Source organism: Buchnera aphidicola (Periphyllus testudinaceus) (assembly GCF_964059035.1).
GTDB classification, from domain to species: Bacteria; Pseudomonadota; Gammaproteobacteria; order Enterobacterales; family Enterobacteriaceae; genus Buchnera_J; species Buchnera_J aphidicola_BN.
Window position 1 is genome coordinate 53,192 of record NZ_OZ060380.1, and the last position, 18,267, is coordinate 71,458.

The following is an 18,267-nucleotide window of genomic DNA, read 5'->3' on the forward strand; positions in this document are numbered from 1 at the left end:
ATTTTTTAATTTTAATAATTTTTTATTCTTTAATTAATTTTTAAAAAGAAATGTTATACAATAAATATTATTTAAAAAATAAGTTATATATATGAGTCAAGTAAAAAAAAAAATTAAAAATTTGCAAAATCTTATTATTTACCATAATTATTTATATTTTGTTTTAGACGATCCTATTATTTCTGATAATAGATATGATTATTTGTTTAATAAATTAAGATTTCTTGAGAATAAGTATTTAAAAAAAAGTAATATTTATTCTCCTACTCAATTTGTAGGTTCTAAGATATTTAATAAATCTATTTTAAAAAATCATTTAACTCCTATGTTATCTTTAAATAATGTTTTTAATAAAAATGATTTTATGAAATTTATTTATAAAATATTAAAATATAAAAAAAAATATAGTAAAATAAATTTTTTTTGTGAATTGAAATTTGATGGTATTGCTATAAATTTAATTTATAAAAATGGTATTTTTCAAAAAGCATTTACTAGAGGAGATGGATTAATTGGTGAGGACGTTACTAAAAATATTTTTTCTGTACGATCTATTCCTTATTTTTTAAAAGGAAAAAAGTTTCCAAAAATAATGGAAATTCGAGGAGAAGTTTTTATGCTAAAAAAAGATTTTTCTTCTTTAAATAAAAAAAATATAAAATTAAATTATAAAAAATTTTCTAGTGCTAGAAATTTAGCATCAGGAACTTTGCGTACAAAAAATTTTAATCCATTTTCTAAAAGAAAGTTATTTTTTGTGTGTCATGGATTTGAGTTATTTGATTATTTTAAAAATATAGATAGTTATTATAATATTCTTAAAAAAATTAAAATTTGGGGTTTTAAGATTAGTAAAAATTTTATTTTATCTTCTTCTATTGATAAAATTATAAATTTTTATTTAGATATACAAAAGAAACGTTCAAAATTAAAATTTGATATTGATGGAATTGTTGTAAAAGTAGATTCTTTAAAATTGAGAAATAAAATTGGATTTGTTTCACGATCTCCTAAATGGGCTATTGCTTTTAAATTTCCTTCTCAAGAAAAAAAAACTACTTTATTAAAAGTTTTATTTCAAGTTGGAAGAACAGGTATAATTACTCCTGTTGCTTATTTTAATCCTATAATTATATCTGGAATAATTATTAAGAAAGCTACTTTATATAATAAAAATGAATTAAAAAAGTTAAAATTAAATATAGGAGATACTATATTTGTTTCTAGAGCTGGAGATGTTATACCAAAAATTGTTAGAAAAGAAATTACTAATTCTAAACTTTTTTTAAAAAAAGTAAGATTTGTAAAAAAATGCCCATCTTGTTTTTCATATTTACAAATTTCTAAAGATAAAAAAAGTTATTATTGTATTAATCGTATATTTTGTATAGAACAAATAAAAAAACGTTTAATACATTTTTTTTCTAAAAAATCTTTTGAAATACAAGATTTAGGTCCTAAAGTAATTTCTCAATTAGTTGAAAAAAATAATTTTAGAAATCCAATTGATTTTTTTAAATTAAATAAAAAAAAATTAAAAAGTTTAAATAATGTTGGAAAAAAAACTTCTAACAATATTATTTTTTCTTTAAAAAAATTTAAAAAAATTAGTTTAGATAAATTTATTTTTTCTTTTGGAATTAAAGGAATAGGTAAAGTAAATTCATTAAATTTGTCAAAACATTTTCGATCTTTAAAAAAATTAATGAAATCTGAAAAAAAAGATTTTTATAAAGTATCAGGAATAGGAAAAATTATAGCAAAAAATGTATATAATTTTCTTATGAATTATAAAAATATAAAAACAATTAATTATTTAGTTAACAAATTAAAAATAAATATTATTAAAAATAAAACAATAAAAAATATTAATTCTTTATTTTTTAATAAAAATGTTTTAATTACCGGGGAATTAAAAAAATTTTCTAGGATTTCAGCAATTAAAAAATTAGAAAAATTAGGAGCAAATGTAAAAAATCATTTTTCTAAAAATATAAATTTAGTTATTAAAGGAAAAAATCCTGGAATAAAGTTAATAAAAGCTATAAAATATAATATTAAAATAATAGATGAAATAAATTTTTTAAAAAAAATATCAAAAAAATAATAAAATTTTTTATGTGGGTCGTGCAGGATTTGAACCTGCGACCAATTGATTAAAAGTCAACTGCTCTACCAACTGAGCTAACGACCCATTATTTATTTTGGGTAATGACGGATTCGAACCGCCGACATCCTCCGTGTAAGAGAGGCGCTCTACCAACTGAGCTAATCACCCTAATTTTATTTTTTAAAATTAAATTTTTAATATTTATTATTTTATTTTTTATAAAAAAATAAATTTTATTTCATTTTTTTTTTAATTTTAAAAATTTTTATTTTATTATATAATATTTTTATAAAAAAATAAAATAAATTTTACTAATAAGAGAAATTATGGTTATAAAAACTCGATTTGCTCCAAGTCCTACTGGGGAATTACATTTTGGGAATATTAGAACGGCTTTGTATTCTTGGTTATATGCAAGAAAAAATAATGGGATATTTGTTTTAAGAATAGAAGATACGGATATGTTTCGTTCAAAAAATATTTTTTCTAAAAAAATTATAAAAACTTTAAAATGGTTAAAATTGAATTGGGATGAAGGTCCTTATTTTCAAAGCACAAGAATTGAACATTATAAAAATATTATTTTAATGATGTTAAAAAAAAAAATAGCATATAAATGTTATTGTGGAAAAACTAAATTAAATTTAATAAAAGAACATCAAATTCTTAAAGGAGAGAAACCAAGATATGATGGAACTTGCAGAAATTTAAATAAGAATTTTACTAGTTTGAATAAGTATGTTGTAAGATTTAAAAATCCAGAATATGGAAAAGTTTTTTTTAATGATTCTATTCGAGGAAAAATTACATTTAATAATAATGAATTAGATGATTTAATTATACAAAGAGAAAATGGAATACCAACTTATAATTTTTGTGTAGTTATTGATGATATGGAATCAAATATTACACATGTCATAAGAGGAGAAGATCATATTAATAATACTCCGCGTCAAATAAATATTTTAAATTCTTTAGGATCTAAAATTCCATCTTATGCACATTTATCTATGATTGTAGATAGTAATAGAAAAGTTCTTTCGAAAAGAAGTGATTCTGCTAAAGTTTTAGAATATAAAAAATTTGGTTATTTTCCAGAAGCTATTTTAAACTATATCGTTCGTTTAGGATGGTCACATAAAAATAAAGAAATTTTTAGTGTAAAAGAAATGATTAATTTATTTAATTTTAATTCAATTACTAAATCTCCTAGTATTTTTGATAAAAAAAAATTGCTTTGGTTAAATAAATATTATATGAATTTAAAAAGTGAAAAAAAAATTAAAAAAATTATTTTTCCTTTTTTTTATAAAAATAAAATAGATTTTGAAATTAATACTAAATTAAATAAAATTTTGAAAACTTTTTCTCCGCATTGTTCGACTGTTTTAGAATTGTTTAATTCTATAAAATTTTTTTATGTAAAAAAAAATATTAAATTTAATAAAGAACAAATAAAAATTTATTTAAATAAAAAAAGTATTTATATATTAGAAAAATTATATAATATTTTTTTAAAATTAATAGATTGGAATGAAATTAATATTTTAAAATCTATTAAGTCTTTATCTTTATCTCTTAAAGTTGCGTTAAAAGATGTTATTATTCCTATTAGGATTTCTTTAATCGGAAAAATACATTCTTTAGGAATTAATAAAATTTTATTTTTTATAGGGAAAAAAGAATCTTTAAAAAGATTAAAAAATTTTATAAAATATCTTAAGATAATTTTTATTTAATTTATTAATAAATTTTATTTAAAATTTTTAATATAAAAATTTTTGTAAATTATTGTTATTTATTATAAAATATTAATTATAATAATATTTAAAATATTAATTTTAATTTTTTATGTTTGTATATTCATTATTTCATGATATGAAAAAAGTATTTGGTTTCTTATTTGTATTGCTACGTCTATGGAAATTTTAGATTTTTTTAAATTAAAGAGTATTTTATTTACAAAATTATTAGAAGAGTTTAAATTTATTTTATTGTTAAAATTAATTTTTTTATTTTTTATATTATTTGTTTTTTGTAAAGATTTTTTCATATATTGAGAAAATTGATTATTTATATTGTTATTTTTTTTATTAAAATTTATTTTTTTATAAATATTTTTTATATAAGATAAGTAATGATATTTATTTATAAGCATTTTTTTCTCTTGAATAAAAATTATATTTTAATTATTTTTTATAATATCATAATTTAATATTTTTCAAAAAATATTTTTTTATTTTATTTTATTATAAAAATTATATAAATATTTAATTAATAAAAATATTTTTTTAAATAAAATTTAGGTTATTAAAAAATTATGAATTTCTGTAAAAAAAATGATTTACATATAAAAAAAAAAATATTAAATAAAATTTTTTTTATGTTTACAAAAAATAAAAAATTTTTTATTTTATTTTTATTTTTATTATTTATTATTTTTTCTTCTTTATTAATGTGGTTATATTATCCAAATTATAAAAATTTTTGTAAAATTTTACCTGTATATAATAATATAAATTTTAAAAAAATAACTAGTTCAAAAGAATTATATAGAAATTTTAAGAATAAAAAATTTATTGTAGATAAAAAAGATGATAAATGTTTATTGAAATCAAATAATTATAATATTAATTTCAAAAATTCTCTTCCAGGATTTGAGTTATTAGATGAAGAAAAATTTGGAATAAGTTCTTTTAATGAAAAAATAAATTATCAGAGAGCATTAGAAGGAGAATTATCTCGAACTATAGAAAAATTAAATTTTATAAATAGCGCTAGAGTTCATATTGCTTTTCCAAATGATTCTTTTTTTTTAAATGAAAAAAATTACACATCTGCATCAGTTTTTTTAAATGTTAATTCAAATAATTCGTTAAATTTTGAAATTTATAATTCTATTATCAGTCTTTTATCAACTAGTGTTTCAAATTTACCAAAAAAAAATATTACGATAATTAATCAATTTGGAGAGTTATTAAGTGGATCCACTCAAAATTTTAAAAATCAAATTCAATTAAATAATTTAAATTATATTAATAATATTGAATATAGATATAAAAAAAAAATAGAGGATGTTTTATCTCCTATTTTTGGAATTAATAATGTTATTGTTCAAGTAACAGCTCAATTTAATTCGAATTCAAAAAAAAAATCACATGTATTATATAATCCAAATACAAAAATAAAAAATACATCTTTAAATTTTAATTCGAAAATTAAAAATAAGAATTTAATAAATTTATTTAAAAATTTTCCAGAAAAAAATGTTGGTAATGTTTTTTATAATAAAAATTCAAAAAATTTATTAAATAATAAATTTTATAATAATAAAATTAATTTTATATTAAAAAAAAAAAATATTATTAAAAATAATATATTATCTTATAAAGATAAAAAATTTAAAATAAATAAAAATGTTTATGATAAATTTTATCCTGATTTTTATAATAACAAATTGAATTTTAAAGATATAAAAAATTTATCTGTTTCAATTATAATAAATTATAAAAAAAATTCAAAGGGAGAATATTTTCCATTAAATTCTAATGAAATTTCATATGTTAAAAAATTAACAAATGAAGTTATTAATTTTTCTGAATTAAGAAGAAGTTCGGTTAATGTTTTTAATGTTAAATTTATGGATATAGAACCACCTATAGTTAAATATATTCCAATAAAAAAAAAAGAAACAATAAATAGAATGCTTTTTTTAGCTCCTTGGTTTTTATTATTTTTCTTTTCTATATTTTTTATAACTTCTTTTTATTCATTTAAAAAATTAACAAAAAAATTTCAAAATAATAGTTTAAGTATATTATCAGTGCTAAATCAATATCTTGAAAAAAATGAACAAAAACAATTAATTAAAAAAAATATTAAAAAAAATAATAATGATGCTTATGAAAGACAAATATCTAAAAATGAGTCTATATTTTTTAAAGATCAATTAAAAAATACAAAAAATAATCTGAAAAATGATAAATAATAATTTTTTTATATTATGTAAATTTTTTATGAAAATATAAAAATTTATTTTAATTAAAAATTTTTTTGTTTAGTATAAATTTTTAAAAAAATATGTTATATTTTATATAAAATAAACATTTTTTATATATATAAAAATATATTAATTTATAAACATGTAAAGTTAGAAAAAATAAAATTAATAATATAATTAATTTTTTCTAATTTAATTTAAATTTTAATAAAAATAAAAAAAAATATATGAAAACTCCAGTTTTTCAAGTTGATAATCTTTCTTTTTTTGATTTTATAAGTATAGATTGTTGCTTTTATATTATTATTACTTTGTTTGCAATTTTTTTCATTAATAGATATTTTTATTTAAAAAAAAATCAAAATAATTCTTTTGTTAAAATACTTTCTACAACTTATCTTGAATCTAATAAAAAAATAATTGTTATAGATGTAAAAAATGTAAGATTAATTTTAGGTGTAACTCCAAGAAAAATAGTAAATTTATATACTTTTTCTAAAATAAAGAATAAAATTAATAAAAAATAAATAATAAAATTAGATTTTTTTATTTTTTTTTAAATTAATTTAAATTTATTGGAATAATATAATGATATATCATTTTTTTTTAATTTTTTTATTATTTTTTTCTTGTGATTCTTATGCAAATAATATTGATACATTAAATGATTTTTTATTAAGTACAAATAATACCATTGAATGGTCTTCTTCTATACAAATATTATTTTTTATAACGTTTTTAGCTTTTATTCCAGCTGTTATATTAATGATGACTTGTTTTACAAGAATTATTATTGTTTTTAGTTTTTTAAGAAATGCTCTTGGTACTCCTTATATTCCTTCAAATCAAATCTTACTTGGATTGTCTTTATTTTTAACTTTTTTTATAATGCAGCCTTCTTTTCATAAAATTTATAAGAATGCTTATGTTCCGTTTAATGAAAATAAAATTAATGTAGAAACAGCATTTAAAAAAAGTTTAGATCCTTTTAGAGATTTTATGCTTCATCAAACTCGAAATAAAGATTTATTATTTTTTTCTAAATTAGCACATGTTAAATATTTAAATAATAAAGATAATGTTCCAACAAGTGTTTTAATTCCTTCTTTTATTACAAGTGAATTAACTACATCTTTTAAAATTGGGTTTGTTATTTTTGTTCCTTTTGTAATTATTGATTTATTAATTTCTAGTATTTTAATGTCTTTGGGAATGATGATGGTTCCTCCATCTATAATTTCTTTACCTTTAAAATTAATAATTTTTGTTTTAGCAGATGGATGGAAATTATTAATTAGTTCTTTATCAAATAGTTTTTATATTTAAAAATAATAGTTTTTTAAAAAATGTAGTTTTTTTAAAAAACTATAATTTAAGGTTATTAAATTAATGATTTCTGAATATTTAAAAATAATTTTTTTTGATGCAGGTAAAATTTTATTATTTTTATCTTCTCCTATACTTTTATCTATTTTATTTAGTGGTTTAATAGTTAGTATTTTTCAAGCAGTGACTCAAATAAATGAACAAACTTTATCTTTTATACCTAAGATAATTTCTATTTTTTTAGTTCTTTTTATTTTAGGTTCTTGGATGTTAGAATTAATAGTTCAATATATAAATCAATTATTTTTGAAAATACCATTAATTTCTTTTTTAAATTAAAATAATTAATATGACAAATTTTAATGTTCAAGATATTTTTTTAATTTTTAATAATATTTTATACCCTTCAGTAAGAATTTTTTTTTTATTTTATACAGCTCCTATTTTTAATAGTAATTATTTTAGTATTCAGATAAAAATTTTTTTATCTTTAATGATAAGTTTAATAATTTTTCCATATTTTTCTTTATTAAGTTTTCATTTTTTGTCTTTAGATAGCATAATAATTTTATTAAAACAGATTTTAATAGGAATTTTGATAGGTTTTTCTATAAATTTAGTTTTATTTATTACAAATATTTCTGGAGAAATTTTTAGTTTTCAAACAGGTTTATCTTTTTCAAATTTTTTTGATGAAAATATGTTATCAAGATCTTCTATAATGTCTGTTTTTTTAAATTCTATTATTTTTCTTTTGTTTTTATCTTTAGATGGTCATTTATGGATTATTTTTACTATTGTTCAGAGTTTTTATATTTTTCCAATTGATTTTTGTGTTTTTGATTTTCATATTTTTTTTTATATTGTGCAATTTTTTAGTTTAATTTTAATAAATGGAATTCATGTTATTTTTCCTATTATAATTTTTTTATTTTTTTTGAATATATCTTTATTGTTTTTAAACAAATTTATTCCTCAATTGTCTATTTTTTCTATTGGATTTTCTATAATAAATTTTTGTGGAATTATGTCTTTTTTTTATTTTTTATTTTTTATTTTCTTTTTTCTAAATAATTATTTATCTGAAATTTATTTAAATTTATTAAATATTTTTTTTAAAATTTAATTTTTTTATATTAAATAGTATAGAAATATTAAAGTATTTTTATACTATTTAATTTTAAAAAATATTTTAATAAATATAATATTTTTAAATATTTGTTATTTTATTTTATATTCTTTGTAAATAGCTCTTTTTCTTGCTATTGGATCATATTTTTTTAATTCTAATTTTGTAGTTGTGTTTCTTTTATTTTTACTAGTTGTATAATAATGACCTGTTTTTAAAGAAGATATTAATTTAATTTGTTCTCTAGAACTTTTAGCCATTTTTTTTTCCTATTTATTATTAATTTTTGTTTTTTTTAATACTGTTTCTATACTTTTTTTATTTATTATTCTCATAGCTTTTGTAGATAATTTTAATTTTATAAATTTTTTTTTACTTTTTATCCAAAATTTATGATTTTTTAAGTTTATTTTAAATTTTCTTTTAGTTGCATTTAAAGCATGAGATCTTTTATTTCCGAAGATTGTTTTTTTTTTTGTGATATTGCATATTCCAGACATATTAAATCCTTATAAATATATTTTTTATATTTATTAATAAGAGTAATAAAAAATTTATATTTTTTATATTTTTAAATAGTTTTTACATAAAATACATATTTATAAAAAAAATAATTATTTTTTTTTAAATTTTTTATATCTTTGTATAGATAATTGAATTTCTTTTTTTGCATGTTTTGAATTTTTCCATCCTAAAATTTTTGTCCATTTATCTTTTTCTAATTTTTTATAATATTTAAAAAAATGTGAAATTTTTTTTAATAGTTCTAGAGATATATCACTAATATTATTAATATTAGAATATTCTGTACAAACTTTTGTAATAGGAACGCATAGTATTTTATAATCTATTCCTGATTCATCTTCCATGTTTAACATTCCAATTGGTTTACATCGAATAATAGAATATGGAATTAAAGGATATGGACTTATAACTAAAGCATCTAAAGGATCTTTATCTAAAGATTTTGTTTTATTAATAAAACCATAGTTGCATGGATAAAACATAGATGTTGGAATAATTCTATCTACGCGTAAGAATTTATTTTTTTTATCAATTTCATATTTTACAGGCGTAGAATGTGCTGATATTTCAATAATAACGTTTATATTAAATAGATATTTTTTTTCAGATATTATTTTTTTTATGTTCATTTTTATAATTTTTTATTGATTTAATTATTAAAATTTTATAATAATTATAATAAGATAGTGTAATTATAACAAAATTTTTTAATTTCAGTAAAAATTTTGTTAAACAATATTTTTTAACTTTCAAATTTAAATTTTTAATTAAAAAAAAATAATAATTTAATTTTTTTAAAAAGAGGTAAAAATGAATGAAATAAAGAATTTTTTAAAACAAGAAAATAGTATTAAAAATATTATTTTAAAATCACTTAATATAATTAAAAAAATTATAGATGAAGCTTATATACGTGTTGAAAAAACAAATAATATAGAAATAATTGTTAGGAATGGTAAAACAGAATATATAGAGTTTCATAATGATTTTGAGTTTTTTGTTTCTGTTTATTCTAATAATAAAAGAGGAACTTCAATATCTACAGATTTTAGTATGAGTTCTATAAAAAAAGCAATTTTTTCTGCTATAAATATTTCAAAATATACATCTGTAGATAAATATTCTGGATTACAGAATTTTAATTTGTCAAAGAATAAGATTCTAGATTTAGATTTATTTCATCCTATTTCATTTAATTTAAAAAAAAGTATTAAATTAGCATATTTAGCAGAAAAATTTGCTTTAAATTATGATCCAAGAATTATTAATAGTGAAGGTGGATGTTTTAGTATTAATAATAGTATTATTTCTTTTGGAAATACAAAAGGAGTGTTGGAATCGTATAAATCAAGTAGATATTTATTATCTACATGTGTATTAGCAAAAAATAAAAATTCTAATAATATTGAAAGAGATTATTATTATTCTGAATCTAGAAAAATAGATAATTTAGAATCTCCAGAAATTGTTGGAAAAAAATGTTCAAAACGTGTGTTATTAAGATTAAATGCAAAAAAAATAGTTACTCAAAAATGCCCAGTTATTTTGTCTTCAAGAGTTTCTTATAGCATTTTTAAATATTTATCACAAGCTATAAATGGATATTCGGTTTGTAAAAAATCTACTTTTTTATTAAATAGTTTAGAAAAATTAATTTTTCCAAAATGGTTAAATATTTTAGATAATCCTCATGTTATAGAAGGTATTGGATCTGCTCCATTTGATGATGAAGGAACTTTAACTTCTCCGTGTTTTATTATAAAAAATGGATTTTTAAAAACTTGGTTGTTAAATTCTTATACATCAAAAAAATTAGGATTAAAAAATACTGGACATTCTGGAGGAATCTATAATTGGATTTTTATTCAAAAAGATAATATTTCATTTAATAAATTATTAAAAAATATGAATACTGGATTGGTTATAACAGAATTAATGGGTGATGGTGTTAATATTGTAAATGGAGATTACTCAAAAGGCGCTTCAGGATATTTTATAAAAAATAATTGTTTTAAACATTCAGTAAGTGAAATTACTTTATCTGGAAATTTAAAAAATATATTTAAAAATATTCTTTATATGAGTAATGATTATAATTATAAAAATAATATTCAATGTGGATCAATTTTTATTTCAGAAATGAATGTTTCTGGTAAATAATTTTTATATTATATATTTTTTTATTTTTTAAAATAAATTAAGTTATTTTTTATATGAATTTTTATTTTAATGAAGTTGACCTATAAGCCGGATTCTGTATTTAACAATCATTTATCTAGACTAAAAATCGCTTTTTAGTTCAAGCAGCCTACCCAGGTTTGAGTACGGACTAATACTATATTTACCTATATTTGGCCTTGCTCCAAGTAGAGTTTACCTTGACTATATACTGTTACCAGAATATACGGTGTGCTTTTACCACACCTTTTCACCCTTACCTTTTAAAAAAAGCAGATTTTTTAAAAAAGGCGGTTATTTTCTGTGGCACTATTCGTAGATTCACATCTCCCAGATGTTATCTGGTACTTTGTCCTTATGGAGCCCGGACTTTCCTCTTTTTATAATATTTTAAAAAGCGATTGTCTGGTCAACTTTATAAAAATTTTTTAAATAATTTTTAAATTTTATCATTATTTTTTTTTTTAATCAAGTATTTATATAAAATATTTTTTTTAATATTATGTATTTTAGATGTTATTAGAGCTGTTTTTTTTAAAGATAATATAGATTTTAATATAGACAATGTTTTTTTTATTTTTATTGGTATACTTTTTTTATTTTTCTTATAACCTGAAATTATTAAAACTATTTCTCCTTTACAAATTAATGAATTATTTTTATATTTATTAAAAAAATTATAGACTGTATTATATTTTATTGATTCCCAATATTTTGTGATTTCTCTAGCTATTGTTATTTTTCTATTTGGTCCAAATTCTTTTAGAATATTTTTTAGACTTTTTTGTATTCTATGAGAAGTTTCATAAAAAATTATTGTTCGTTTTTCAAATTTTAATTTTTTTAAAGTTTTACATCTTTTAATTTTTTTTGATGGAAGAAATCCTTCAAAACAAAATTTATTTGATGGAATTCCAGATGCGCTTAAAGCTGAAATTGCTGCACAAGCTCCAGGTAAAGGAATTACTTTTATTTTATTTAGATGGCATTCTCTAATTAAATAAAATCCTGGATCATTTATTGTAGGAGTTCCAGCATCTGATACTAATGCGATATTTTTTCCTTTTTTTAGTTTTTTGATAATTTTTTTTGTATTTTTTAATTCGTTATGTTGATGAAAAGAAGTTATAGATTTGTTAATATTATATTTATTAAGTAATTTTAATGTATGTTTATAATTTTCTGCAGCTATGTAATCTATTTTTTTTAGTGTATTAAGAGCGCGATATGTAATATCATCCATATTTCCTATTGGTGTTGCTACTATAAAAAGATTACCGTATTTTTTTTTCATTATAATTGTTAATATCGTAAAAAATTTTTCGAAGAAAAAATTATATCATATTTAAAACATATTATTTATTTTTATTGAAATTTCAAGGAAAATATGAAAAGAGTTGTTATTACTGGAATTGGAATTTTATCTAGTATTGGACAAAATAAAACAGAGGTTTTAAAATCTTTAAAAAAAGGAAAATCTGGAATTATTTTTTCTGAAAAAATGAAAAAATGCGGAATGAAAAGTAATGTTTGGGGAAAAATTAATTTTAATTATAAAAAATTTTTTAAAAAAAAATTTTTTAAATATATGAATTTAGAAACACTTTATGCTTATTTAGCTATGAAAGAAGCAATTTCTGATTCATGTTTAAAAGATTATCATTATAAAAGTAATAAAGATGTAGGATTAATTTTAGGAACAGGTTTTTGTTCTTCAAGAAATAATTTAAGAGATTTAAATATTGTAAATAAAAAAAATAATAATTTTTATAAAAATTATAAGAGTGTTAATATATATACTGTATTTCAAGTTATGAATTCTAGTATTTCTGCTTGTTTATCTACTATTTTTAATATTAATGGTATTAGTTATTCTATTAGTTCAGCATGCGCTACTTCATCAAATTGTATAGGTCATTCTTATGAATTAATTAAGTCAGGACAACAAAAAATAGTTTTTTCTGGAGGATCTGATTCTTTAACAACAAATACTGCTTTTTATTTTGATATAATTAAAGCATTATCTAAAAAATATAATTCTACTCCAGAAAAATCTTCTCGTCCATATGATTTAAATCGTGATGGTTTTGTTCTTTCAGAAGGAAGCGGTGTGTTAGTATTAGAAGAATTAGATTCAGCATTATTTAGAAAAGCTCATATATATGGAGAAATTATATCGTATAATTCTAATTCTGATGGTTTTAGTATGTTTATTCCTTCTGAAAAAGGAATGTATAGATGTATGAAATCTGCAGTGAAAAATATTCCAACGAATATTGATTGTATTAATGTTCACGCTACTTCAACTAAAATTGGAGATATTAAAGAATTAAATGCAATAAAAAAAGTTTTTAAAAAAAAACATTTTCCTTTAATTTCTTCGACTAAATCTATGACTGGGCATTCATTAGGTGCTTCAGGTGTTCATGAAGCAATTTTTTTATTATTAATGTTAGAAAACAATTTTATTGCTCCAAGTATTAATATAGAAATAATGGATCCAAAGGTAAAGAATATAAAAATTATTACTTCTTTTAAAGAAATTTTTTTAAATACAGTAATGTCTAATAGTTTTGGTTTTGGAGGAGTGAATACAGTATTAATTTTTAAAAAGTTTTTTTATTAATTTGTTTTTATATGTTTAGTTTTTTTAAAAATAATTTAAATATATTATAAATTTTTTAAATAAAAAAAAGGTAATTTTTTTTATGAATCAATTAGAACAATTAAAAAAATATACAAAAGTTGTTATAGATAGTGGAGATATTTCTCATATTAAAAAATATAAACCTTTTGATGCAACTACGAATCCTTCTTTAATATTAAAAGCAATAAAGATGAAAGAATATTTTTATTTAATTAAGAATTCGATTGAATATTCTAAAAAAAAAGGAGGAAATAATAAAAAAAAAATTACTCGAGCTGTTGATAAAATTATTGTGAGTTTAGGTTCTGAAATTTTAAATAAAATTCCAGGAGTAGTTTCAAGTGAAGTTGATGCGCGTCTATCTTTTAATATAGAAAAAAGTATATTAAAAGCTAAAAAGATTATTTCTATGTATGAAAATGATCATGGAATTAATCGTAATAGAGTATTAATTAAATTAGCTGCTACATGGGAAGGAATAAAGGCAGCAGAATATTTAGAAAAAAATAATATTCATTGTAATTTAACTCTTTTATTTTCTTTTGCTCAAGCACGTGCGTGTGCTGAATCTAATGTTTTTTTAATTTCTCCTTTTGTAGGAAGAATATATGATTGGTATAAATTAAATTATCCTACTTCTAAATATCATGTTTTACAAGATAAAGGTGTAAGATCTGTTAAAAATATATATGAATATTATAAAAAATATTTATATAAAACTATAATTATGGGTGCTAGTTTTCGAAATAAAGAACAAATATTAGCTTTATCAGGTTGTGATTGTTTAACTATTTCTCCTGAATTATTAGAAGATTTAAAATCTAGTGATGAAATTTTAAATAAAGAATTATTTTTACCAAAAGTTACTTTTAAAAAACCTGATGAAAAATTATCTAAATCTGAATTTAAATTTCTTCATAATAAAGATTTGATGGCTGTTGAAAAATTATCTGAAGGAATTAAACAGTTCAGTTTAGATCAAAATACTCTTGAAAAAATTATTAAAAAAAACATGTAATATTTTTTATTTTTTTTAAATAAAAAATTTTTATCTAAAAATTAGGAAATAAAATGTTTTCAAAAAAATATTTAGCTAATGCTATTCGTGCTATTAGTATAGATTCTGTACAGTTAGCAAATTCTGGTCATCCAGGAGCTCCTATGGGAATGGCAGATATTGCAGAAATTTTATGGCGTTTTTTTTTGAATCATAATCCAAAAAATCCGTTATGGCATAATCGAGATAGATTTATTTTATCTAATGGTCATAGTTCAATACTTTTATATAGTTTATTACATTTGACTGGGTATAATTTAAATATTTCAGATTTAAAAAATTTTAGACAATTAAATTCAAAAACTCCAGGGCATCCAGAAATTGGATATACACCAGGTGTTGAAACAACTACTGGTCCATTAGGGCAAGGAATATCAATTGCTGTAGGTATGGCAATAGCAGAGAGAACATTAGGATTATATTTTAATAGAGATAAATACAAAATTGTAGATCATTATACATGGGTATTTGCTGGAGATGGATGTTTAATGGAAGGAGTTTCTCATGAAGTTTGTTCTTTAGCAGGGACTTTATGTTTAGAAAAATTAATTTTATTATATGATAAAAATAATATTTCTATAGATGGAAATACAGATAATTGGTTTTCTGAAGATGTAAAGAAAAGATTTGAATCGTATCATTGGCATGTAATCGATAATATTAATGGTCATGATTCAGAATCTATTTTTAATGCTATAAAACAAGCTAAAAAAATTAAAAAAAAACCAGTAATAATAATTTTTAATACAATAATTGGTTTTGGATCTCCTAATAAATCTGGTACATCTTCAGCTCATGGAGCTCCTTTAGGAGAAAAAGAAGTTATTTTATCTAAAAAGAAATTAAATTGGAAATATCCTCCATTTGAAATTCCAGATTTTATTTATTCAGAATGGGATGCTACAAAAAAAGGAAAATTATTAGAAGATTCTTGGAATAATATTTTTAAAAAATATCAAAAAAAATATCCAAAATTAGCATCTGAATATATACGTCGAATGCAAAATAAATTACCAGAAAATTGGATAGATATTAATAAAAATTTAATAAAAATTTTAAATAAATCTAAACAATCTATTTCCACAAGACAAGCTTCTAAAAATATTATTGAGTATTTTGGTCCTGTTGTATTAGAATTAATAGGTGGCTCGGCAGATCTTTCACCAAGTAATTTAACAAAATGGTCAGGTTCAAAATCTATTAATAAATATGTTTTAGGAAATTATATTAATTATGGTGTAAGAGAATTTGGGATGACGTCTATTGCTAATGGAATTTCTCAATATGGTGGTTTTATTCCATATACTTCTACTTTTCTTATTTTTTCAGAATATGCTCGTAATGCAGTTAGAATGGCAGCATTAATGAAAACTAGACAAATTTTAATATATACACATGATTCAATTGGTTTAGGAGAAGATGGGCCTACTCATCAACCTATTGAACAATTATCAAGTTTGCGTTTAACCCCAAATATGAGTGTATGGAGACCTGCTGATACATTAGAAACTGCAATATCTTGGAAATTTTCTATAGAAAGAAAAAATGGTCCTACGGCTCTTGTTTTATCTCGACAAAATTTAAGTTTTATTAATCGAACAAATGATCAAATTAAAAATATTAATAAAGGAGGTTATATACTTAGAGATAGTGAAAAAAAATTAAATATTATTCTTATATCTACTGGATCAGAGTTAAAATTAGTTTTATTAGCTTATAAAGAATTAAAAAAATTAGGTTATTCTATTCGGGTAGTTTCTATGCCTTCTACAGATGTTTTTGATAGTCAGGATTTAGATTATAAGAATTTTGTATTACCTCCTAAAATTAAAAATCGATTAATAGTAGAAGCAAGTATGAAAGATTATTGGTATAAATATTCTGGTTTAAATGGTAAAATTATAGGAATGAAGACTTTTGGTGAATCAGCTCCTTCAGATGATTTATTTAAAAAGTTTGGTTTTACAGTAAAAAATATTGTAAAAAAATCAATTAGATTAATAAATAATTAAAAATTTTCTTAATTTTTTTTTAATTTTTTAAAATTTTTTTTAATTTTTTTATATAATAAATAAAAAAATTTTATATTTAATGGATAAATTTTTAATAATTAGATATTTTTTAAAATTTATAAAAAAGGAAATACATGTTAGAAGATATTGTTTTATTAAGTCAACAATTAATTAAAATTCCGTCAATAAGTCCATTAGATTTAGGATGTCAAAAAATTATTTCAAAAAGATTAAAAAAAATTGGTTTTTCAGTTGAAGAAATTAATATTAATCAAACAAATAATTTATGGGCTTATAGAGGAACAGGAAAAACTTTGACTTTTCTTGGTCATACAGATGTTGTTCCTCCAGGAGATTTAAATGAATGGAATACTGATCCTTTTAAACCAAAAATTATAAATAATTTTTTGTTTGGAAGAGGTATATCAGATATGAAAGGATCTTTATCTTCAATGATTGTTGCTACTGAATATTTTATTAAAAAAAATCCATTTCATAAAGGACGAATTTCTTTTTTAATAACTTCTGATGAAGAATCTTCTGGAAATGATGGTATTAAAAAAGTTATAAAAATTTTAAAAAAAAGAAAAGAAAATATTGAGTATTGTTTAGTTGGAGAACCTACTAGTGATATTTTTTTAGGAGATGTAATAAAAAATGGAAGAAGAGGTTCGTTAAGTGCTGAATTAATTATTTATGGCACTCAAGGACATATTGCTTATCCTAATTTAGCAGATAATCCTATACATAAGTCTATTTATTTTCTTAAAAAATTGATTTCACTTGAATTAGATTCTGGAAATAGACATTTTCAATCAAGTAATTTGCAAATTTTTAATTTATCTTCAGGACAAAAAAATATTACTAATATTATTCCAAATTCAATTCATATTGGATTAAATATTAGATATAATACTGAAATTACTAAAGAAGAAATAGTATTTAAAATTGAAAAACTTTTGTTGAAAAATAATTTAAAATATAACATTAATTGGATTTTTTCAGGATATCCATTTATTACTCAATCGGGATTATTATTAAATACAGTTAAAAATTCTATTTTTAATATTCAAAAATTTATTCCAACTTTATCTACTTCTGGAGGAACTTCTGATGGTCGATTTTTTTCTTGCATTAATTCAGAAATTATAGAATTAGGATTAATAAATAAAACTATTCATAAAGTTAATGAGTGTGCAAAAATAAAAGATTTATATATATTAGCAAAAATATATAAAGATATTTTAAAAAATATTTTTATTTAATATGTTATATAATTAATT

Annotated in this window: 17 protein-coding genes, 2 tRNA genes and 1 other RNA gene; 12 read left to right on the forward strand and 8 right to left on the reverse strand. The window is 19.2% G+C overall.

The genetic code is table 11. The annotated features are described in order from the left end of the window. Positions 1-91: 91 nt before the first annotated feature. Positions 92-2,107, forward strand: coding sequence for an NAD-dependent DNA ligase LigA (gene ligA / locus AB4W45_RS00260; RefSeq protein ID WP_367671302.1), 2,016 nt, complete (start codon positions 92-94; stop codon positions 2,105-2,107). A 14-nt stretch (positions 2,108-2,121) separates the two neighbouring features. Here ligA and AB4W45_RS00265 read toward each other — a convergent pair. After that, positions 2,122-2,194: transfer RNA gene (locus AB4W45_RS00265), tRNA-Lys, on the reverse strand. Between the two features lie 11 nt (positions 2,195-2,205). Further along, positions 2,206-2,278: transfer RNA gene (locus tag AB4W45_RS00270), tRNA-Val, on the reverse strand. Between the two features lie 158 nt (positions 2,279-2,436). Here AB4W45_RS00270 and gltX point away from each other — a divergent pair. Next, a complete protein-coding gene (gene gltX / locus AB4W45_RS00275) occupies positions 2,437-3,849 on the forward strand; it encodes a glutamate--tRNA ligase (RefSeq protein ID WP_367671304.1) in 1,413 nt (470 codons plus the stop codon). A 110-nt stretch (positions 3,850-3,959) separates the two neighbouring features. Here the strand turns inward: gltX and AB4W45_RS00280 are convergent, their stop codons facing one another. Further along, a complete protein-coding gene (locus AB4W45_RS00280; protein WP_367671306.1) occupies positions 3,960-4,268 on the reverse strand; it encodes a flagellar hook-basal body complex protein FliE in 309 nt (102 codons plus the stop codon). Between the two features lie 162 nt (positions 4,269-4,430). On the opposite strand from AB4W45_RS00280, the gene fliF reads away from it, so the two are divergent. The 5 genes from fliF to AB4W45_RS00305 all read left to right on the forward strand — a co-directional run bounded on the left by fliF (position 4,431) and on the right by AB4W45_RS00305 (position 8,562). After that, positions 4,431-6,098, forward strand: coding sequence for a flagellar basal-body MS-ring/collar protein FliF (gene fliF / locus AB4W45_RS00285; RefSeq protein ID WP_367671307.1), 1,668 nt, complete (start codon positions 4,431-4,433; stop codon positions 6,096-6,098). 239 nt (positions 6,099-6,337) lie between these two features. Next, the gene (locus AB4W45_RS00290; RefSeq protein ID WP_367671308.1) at positions 6,338-6,637 is read left to right on the forward strand and encodes a flagellar biosynthetic protein FliO; all 300 of its coding nucleotides are present in this window, start codon (positions 6,338-6,340) and stop codon (positions 6,635-6,637) included. A gap of 61 nt (positions 6,638-6,698) precedes the next feature. Beyond that, positions 6,699-7,436, forward strand: coding sequence for a flagellar type III secretion system pore protein FliP (fliP, locus tag AB4W45_RS00295; RefSeq protein WP_367671310.1), 738 nt, complete (start codon positions 6,699-6,701; stop codon positions 7,434-7,436). A 63-nt stretch (positions 7,437-7,499) separates the two neighbouring features. Next, the gene (gene fliQ, locus AB4W45_RS00300; protein ID WP_367671311.1) at positions 7,500-7,775 is read left to right on the forward strand and encodes a flagellar biosynthesis protein FliQ; all 276 of its coding nucleotides are present in this window, start codon (positions 7,500-7,502) and stop codon (positions 7,773-7,775) included. A gap of 10 nt (positions 7,776-7,785) precedes the next feature. Continuing rightward, positions 7,786-8,562, forward strand: coding sequence for a flagellar biosynthetic protein FliR (locus tag AB4W45_RS00305; RefSeq protein ID WP_367671312.1), 777 nt, complete (start codon positions 7,786-7,788; stop codon positions 8,560-8,562). Positions 8,563-8,657: 95 nt separating this feature from the next. Here the strand turns inward: AB4W45_RS00305 and rpmG are convergent, their stop codons facing one another. The 3 genes from rpmG to ppa form a co-directional block, all read right to left on the reverse strand. Next, entirely contained in the window at positions 8,658-8,825 is a 168-nt protein-coding gene (gene rpmG, locus AB4W45_RS00310) for a 50S ribosomal protein L33 (protein ID WP_367671313.1), read from the reverse strand. A gap of 9 nt (positions 8,826-8,834) precedes the next feature. Beyond that, positions 8,835-9,065: a 50S ribosomal protein L28 gene (rpmB, locus tag AB4W45_RS00315; RefSeq protein WP_367671315.1), complete on the reverse strand. Its 231-nt coding sequence runs from the start codon at positions 9,063-9,065 to the stop codon at positions 8,835-8,837. 114 nt (positions 9,066-9,179) lie between these two features. Beyond that, positions 9,180-9,719: an inorganic diphosphatase gene (gene ppa / locus AB4W45_RS00320; RefSeq protein ID WP_367671317.1), complete on the reverse strand. Its 540-nt coding sequence runs from the start codon at positions 9,717-9,719 to the stop codon at positions 9,180-9,182. Positions 9,720-9,900: 181 nt separating this feature from the next. On the opposite strand from ppa, the gene pmbA reads away from it, so the two are divergent. Further along, positions 9,901-11,250, forward strand: a complete 1,350-nt coding sequence (gene pmbA / locus AB4W45_RS00325) for a metalloprotease PmbA (RefSeq protein WP_367671319.1) — start codon at positions 9,901-9,903, stop codon at positions 11,248-11,250. Positions 11,251-11,317: 67 nt separating this feature from the next. On the opposite strand, the gene rnpB is transcribed toward pmbA, so the two are convergent. Both rnpB and rsmI read right to left on the reverse strand, forming a co-directional pair. Continuing rightward, positions 11,318-11,685: RNase P RNA component class A (rnpB, locus tag AB4W45_RS00330), an RNA gene on the reverse strand. Positions 11,686-11,707: 22 nt separating this feature from the next. Beyond that, entirely contained in the window at positions 11,708-12,562 is an 855-nt protein-coding gene (rsmI, locus tag AB4W45_RS00335; RefSeq protein ID WP_367671320.1) for a 16S rRNA (cytidine(1402)-2'-O)-methyltransferase, read from the reverse strand. A gap of 93 nt (positions 12,563-12,655) precedes the next feature. On the opposite strand from rsmI, the gene AB4W45_RS00340 reads away from it, so the two are divergent. The 4 genes from AB4W45_RS00340 (at position 12,656) to dapE (ending at position 18,249) form a co-directional block, all read left to right on the forward strand. Continuing rightward, complete coding sequence (locus AB4W45_RS00340) at positions 12,656-13,894, forward strand: beta-ketoacyl synthase N-terminal-like domain-containing protein (RefSeq protein WP_367671321.1); 1,239 nt, start codon at positions 12,656-12,658, stop codon at positions 13,892-13,894. Between the two features lie 82 nt (positions 13,895-13,976). After that, positions 13,977-14,933 (forward strand): transaldolase, encoded by a 957-nt coding sequence (gene tal, locus AB4W45_RS00345; protein ID WP_367671322.1) that lies wholly within the window; start codon positions 13,977-13,979, stop codon positions 14,931-14,933. A 53-nt stretch (positions 14,934-14,986) separates the two neighbouring features. Beyond that, positions 14,987-16,984 carry a transketolase gene (gene tkt / locus AB4W45_RS00350; RefSeq protein ID WP_367671324.1) on the forward strand — a complete coding sequence of 666 codons (1,998 nt, stop codon included), beginning with the start codon at positions 14,987-14,989 and terminating at the stop codon, positions 16,982-16,984. A gap of 134 nt (positions 16,985-17,118) precedes the next feature. Next, entirely contained in the window at positions 17,119-18,249 is a 1,131-nt protein-coding gene (dapE, locus tag AB4W45_RS00355; RefSeq protein ID WP_367671325.1) for a succinyl-diaminopimelate desuccinylase, read from the forward strand. The last annotated feature ends 18 nt before the right edge of the window (positions 18,250-18,267 follow it).

Excerpts from the sequence above, each read along its gene's own strand:
- tal (WP_367671322.1), top strand. The coding sequence starts at position 13,977 with ATGAATCAATTAGAACAATTAAAAAAATATACAAAAGTTGTTATAGAT.
- gltX (WP_367671304.1), top strand. The coding sequence starts at position 2,437 with ATGGTTATAAAAACTCGATTTGCTCCAAGTCCTACTGGGGAATTACAT.
- AB4W45_RS00305 (WP_367671312.1), top strand. The coding sequence starts at position 7,786 with ATGACAAATTTTAATGTTCAAGATATTTTTTTAATTTTTAATAATATT.
- fliQ (WP_367671311.1), top strand. The coding sequence starts at position 7,500 with ATGATTTCTGAATATTTAAAAATAATTTTTTTTGATGCAGGTAAAATT.
- AB4W45_RS00340 (WP_367671321.1), top strand. The coding sequence starts at position 12,656 with ATGAAAAGAGTTGTTATTACTGGAATTGGAATTTTATCTAGTATTGGA.
- ligA (WP_367671302.1), top strand. The coding sequence starts at position 92 with ATGAGTCAAGTAAAAAAAAAAATTAAAAATTTGCAAAATCTTATTATT.
- rpmG (WP_367671313.1), bottom strand. The coding sequence starts at position 8,825 with ATGGCTAAAAGTTCTAGAGAACAAATTAAATTAATATCTTCTTTAAAA.
- rpmB (WP_367671315.1), bottom strand. The coding sequence starts at position 9,065 with ATGTCTGGAATATGCAATATCACAAAAAAAAAAACAATCTTCGGAAAT.
- fliP (WP_367671310.1), top strand. The coding sequence starts at position 6,699 with ATGATATATCATTTTTTTTTAATTTTTTTATTATTTTTTTCTTGTGAT.
- dapE (WP_367671325.1), top strand. The coding sequence starts at position 17,119 with ATGTTAGAAGATATTGTTTTATTAAGTCAACAATTAATTAAAATTCCG.
- fliF (WP_367671307.1), top strand. The coding sequence starts at position 4,431 with ATGAATTTCTGTAAAAAAAATGATTTACATATAAAAAAAAAAATATTA.
- ppa (WP_367671317.1), bottom strand. The coding sequence starts at position 9,719 with ATGAACATAAAAAAAATAATATCTGAAAAAAAATATCTATTTAATATA.
- AB4W45_RS00280 (WP_367671306.1), bottom strand. The coding sequence starts at position 4,268 with ATGCTTATAAATAAATATCATTACTTATCTTATATAAAAAATATTTAT.
- pmbA (WP_367671319.1), top strand. The coding sequence starts at position 9,901 with ATGAATGAAATAAAGAATTTTTTAAAACAAGAAAATAGTATTAAAAAT.
- AB4W45_RS00290 (WP_367671308.1), top strand. The coding sequence starts at position 6,338 with ATGAAAACTCCAGTTTTTCAAGTTGATAATCTTTCTTTTTTTGATTTT.
- tkt (WP_367671324.1), top strand. The coding sequence starts at position 14,987 with ATGTTTTCAAAAAAATATTTAGCTAATGCTATTCGTGCTATTAGTATA.
- rsmI (WP_367671320.1), bottom strand. The coding sequence starts at position 12,562 with ATGAAAAAAAAATACGGTAATCTTTTTATAGTAGCAACACCAATAGGA.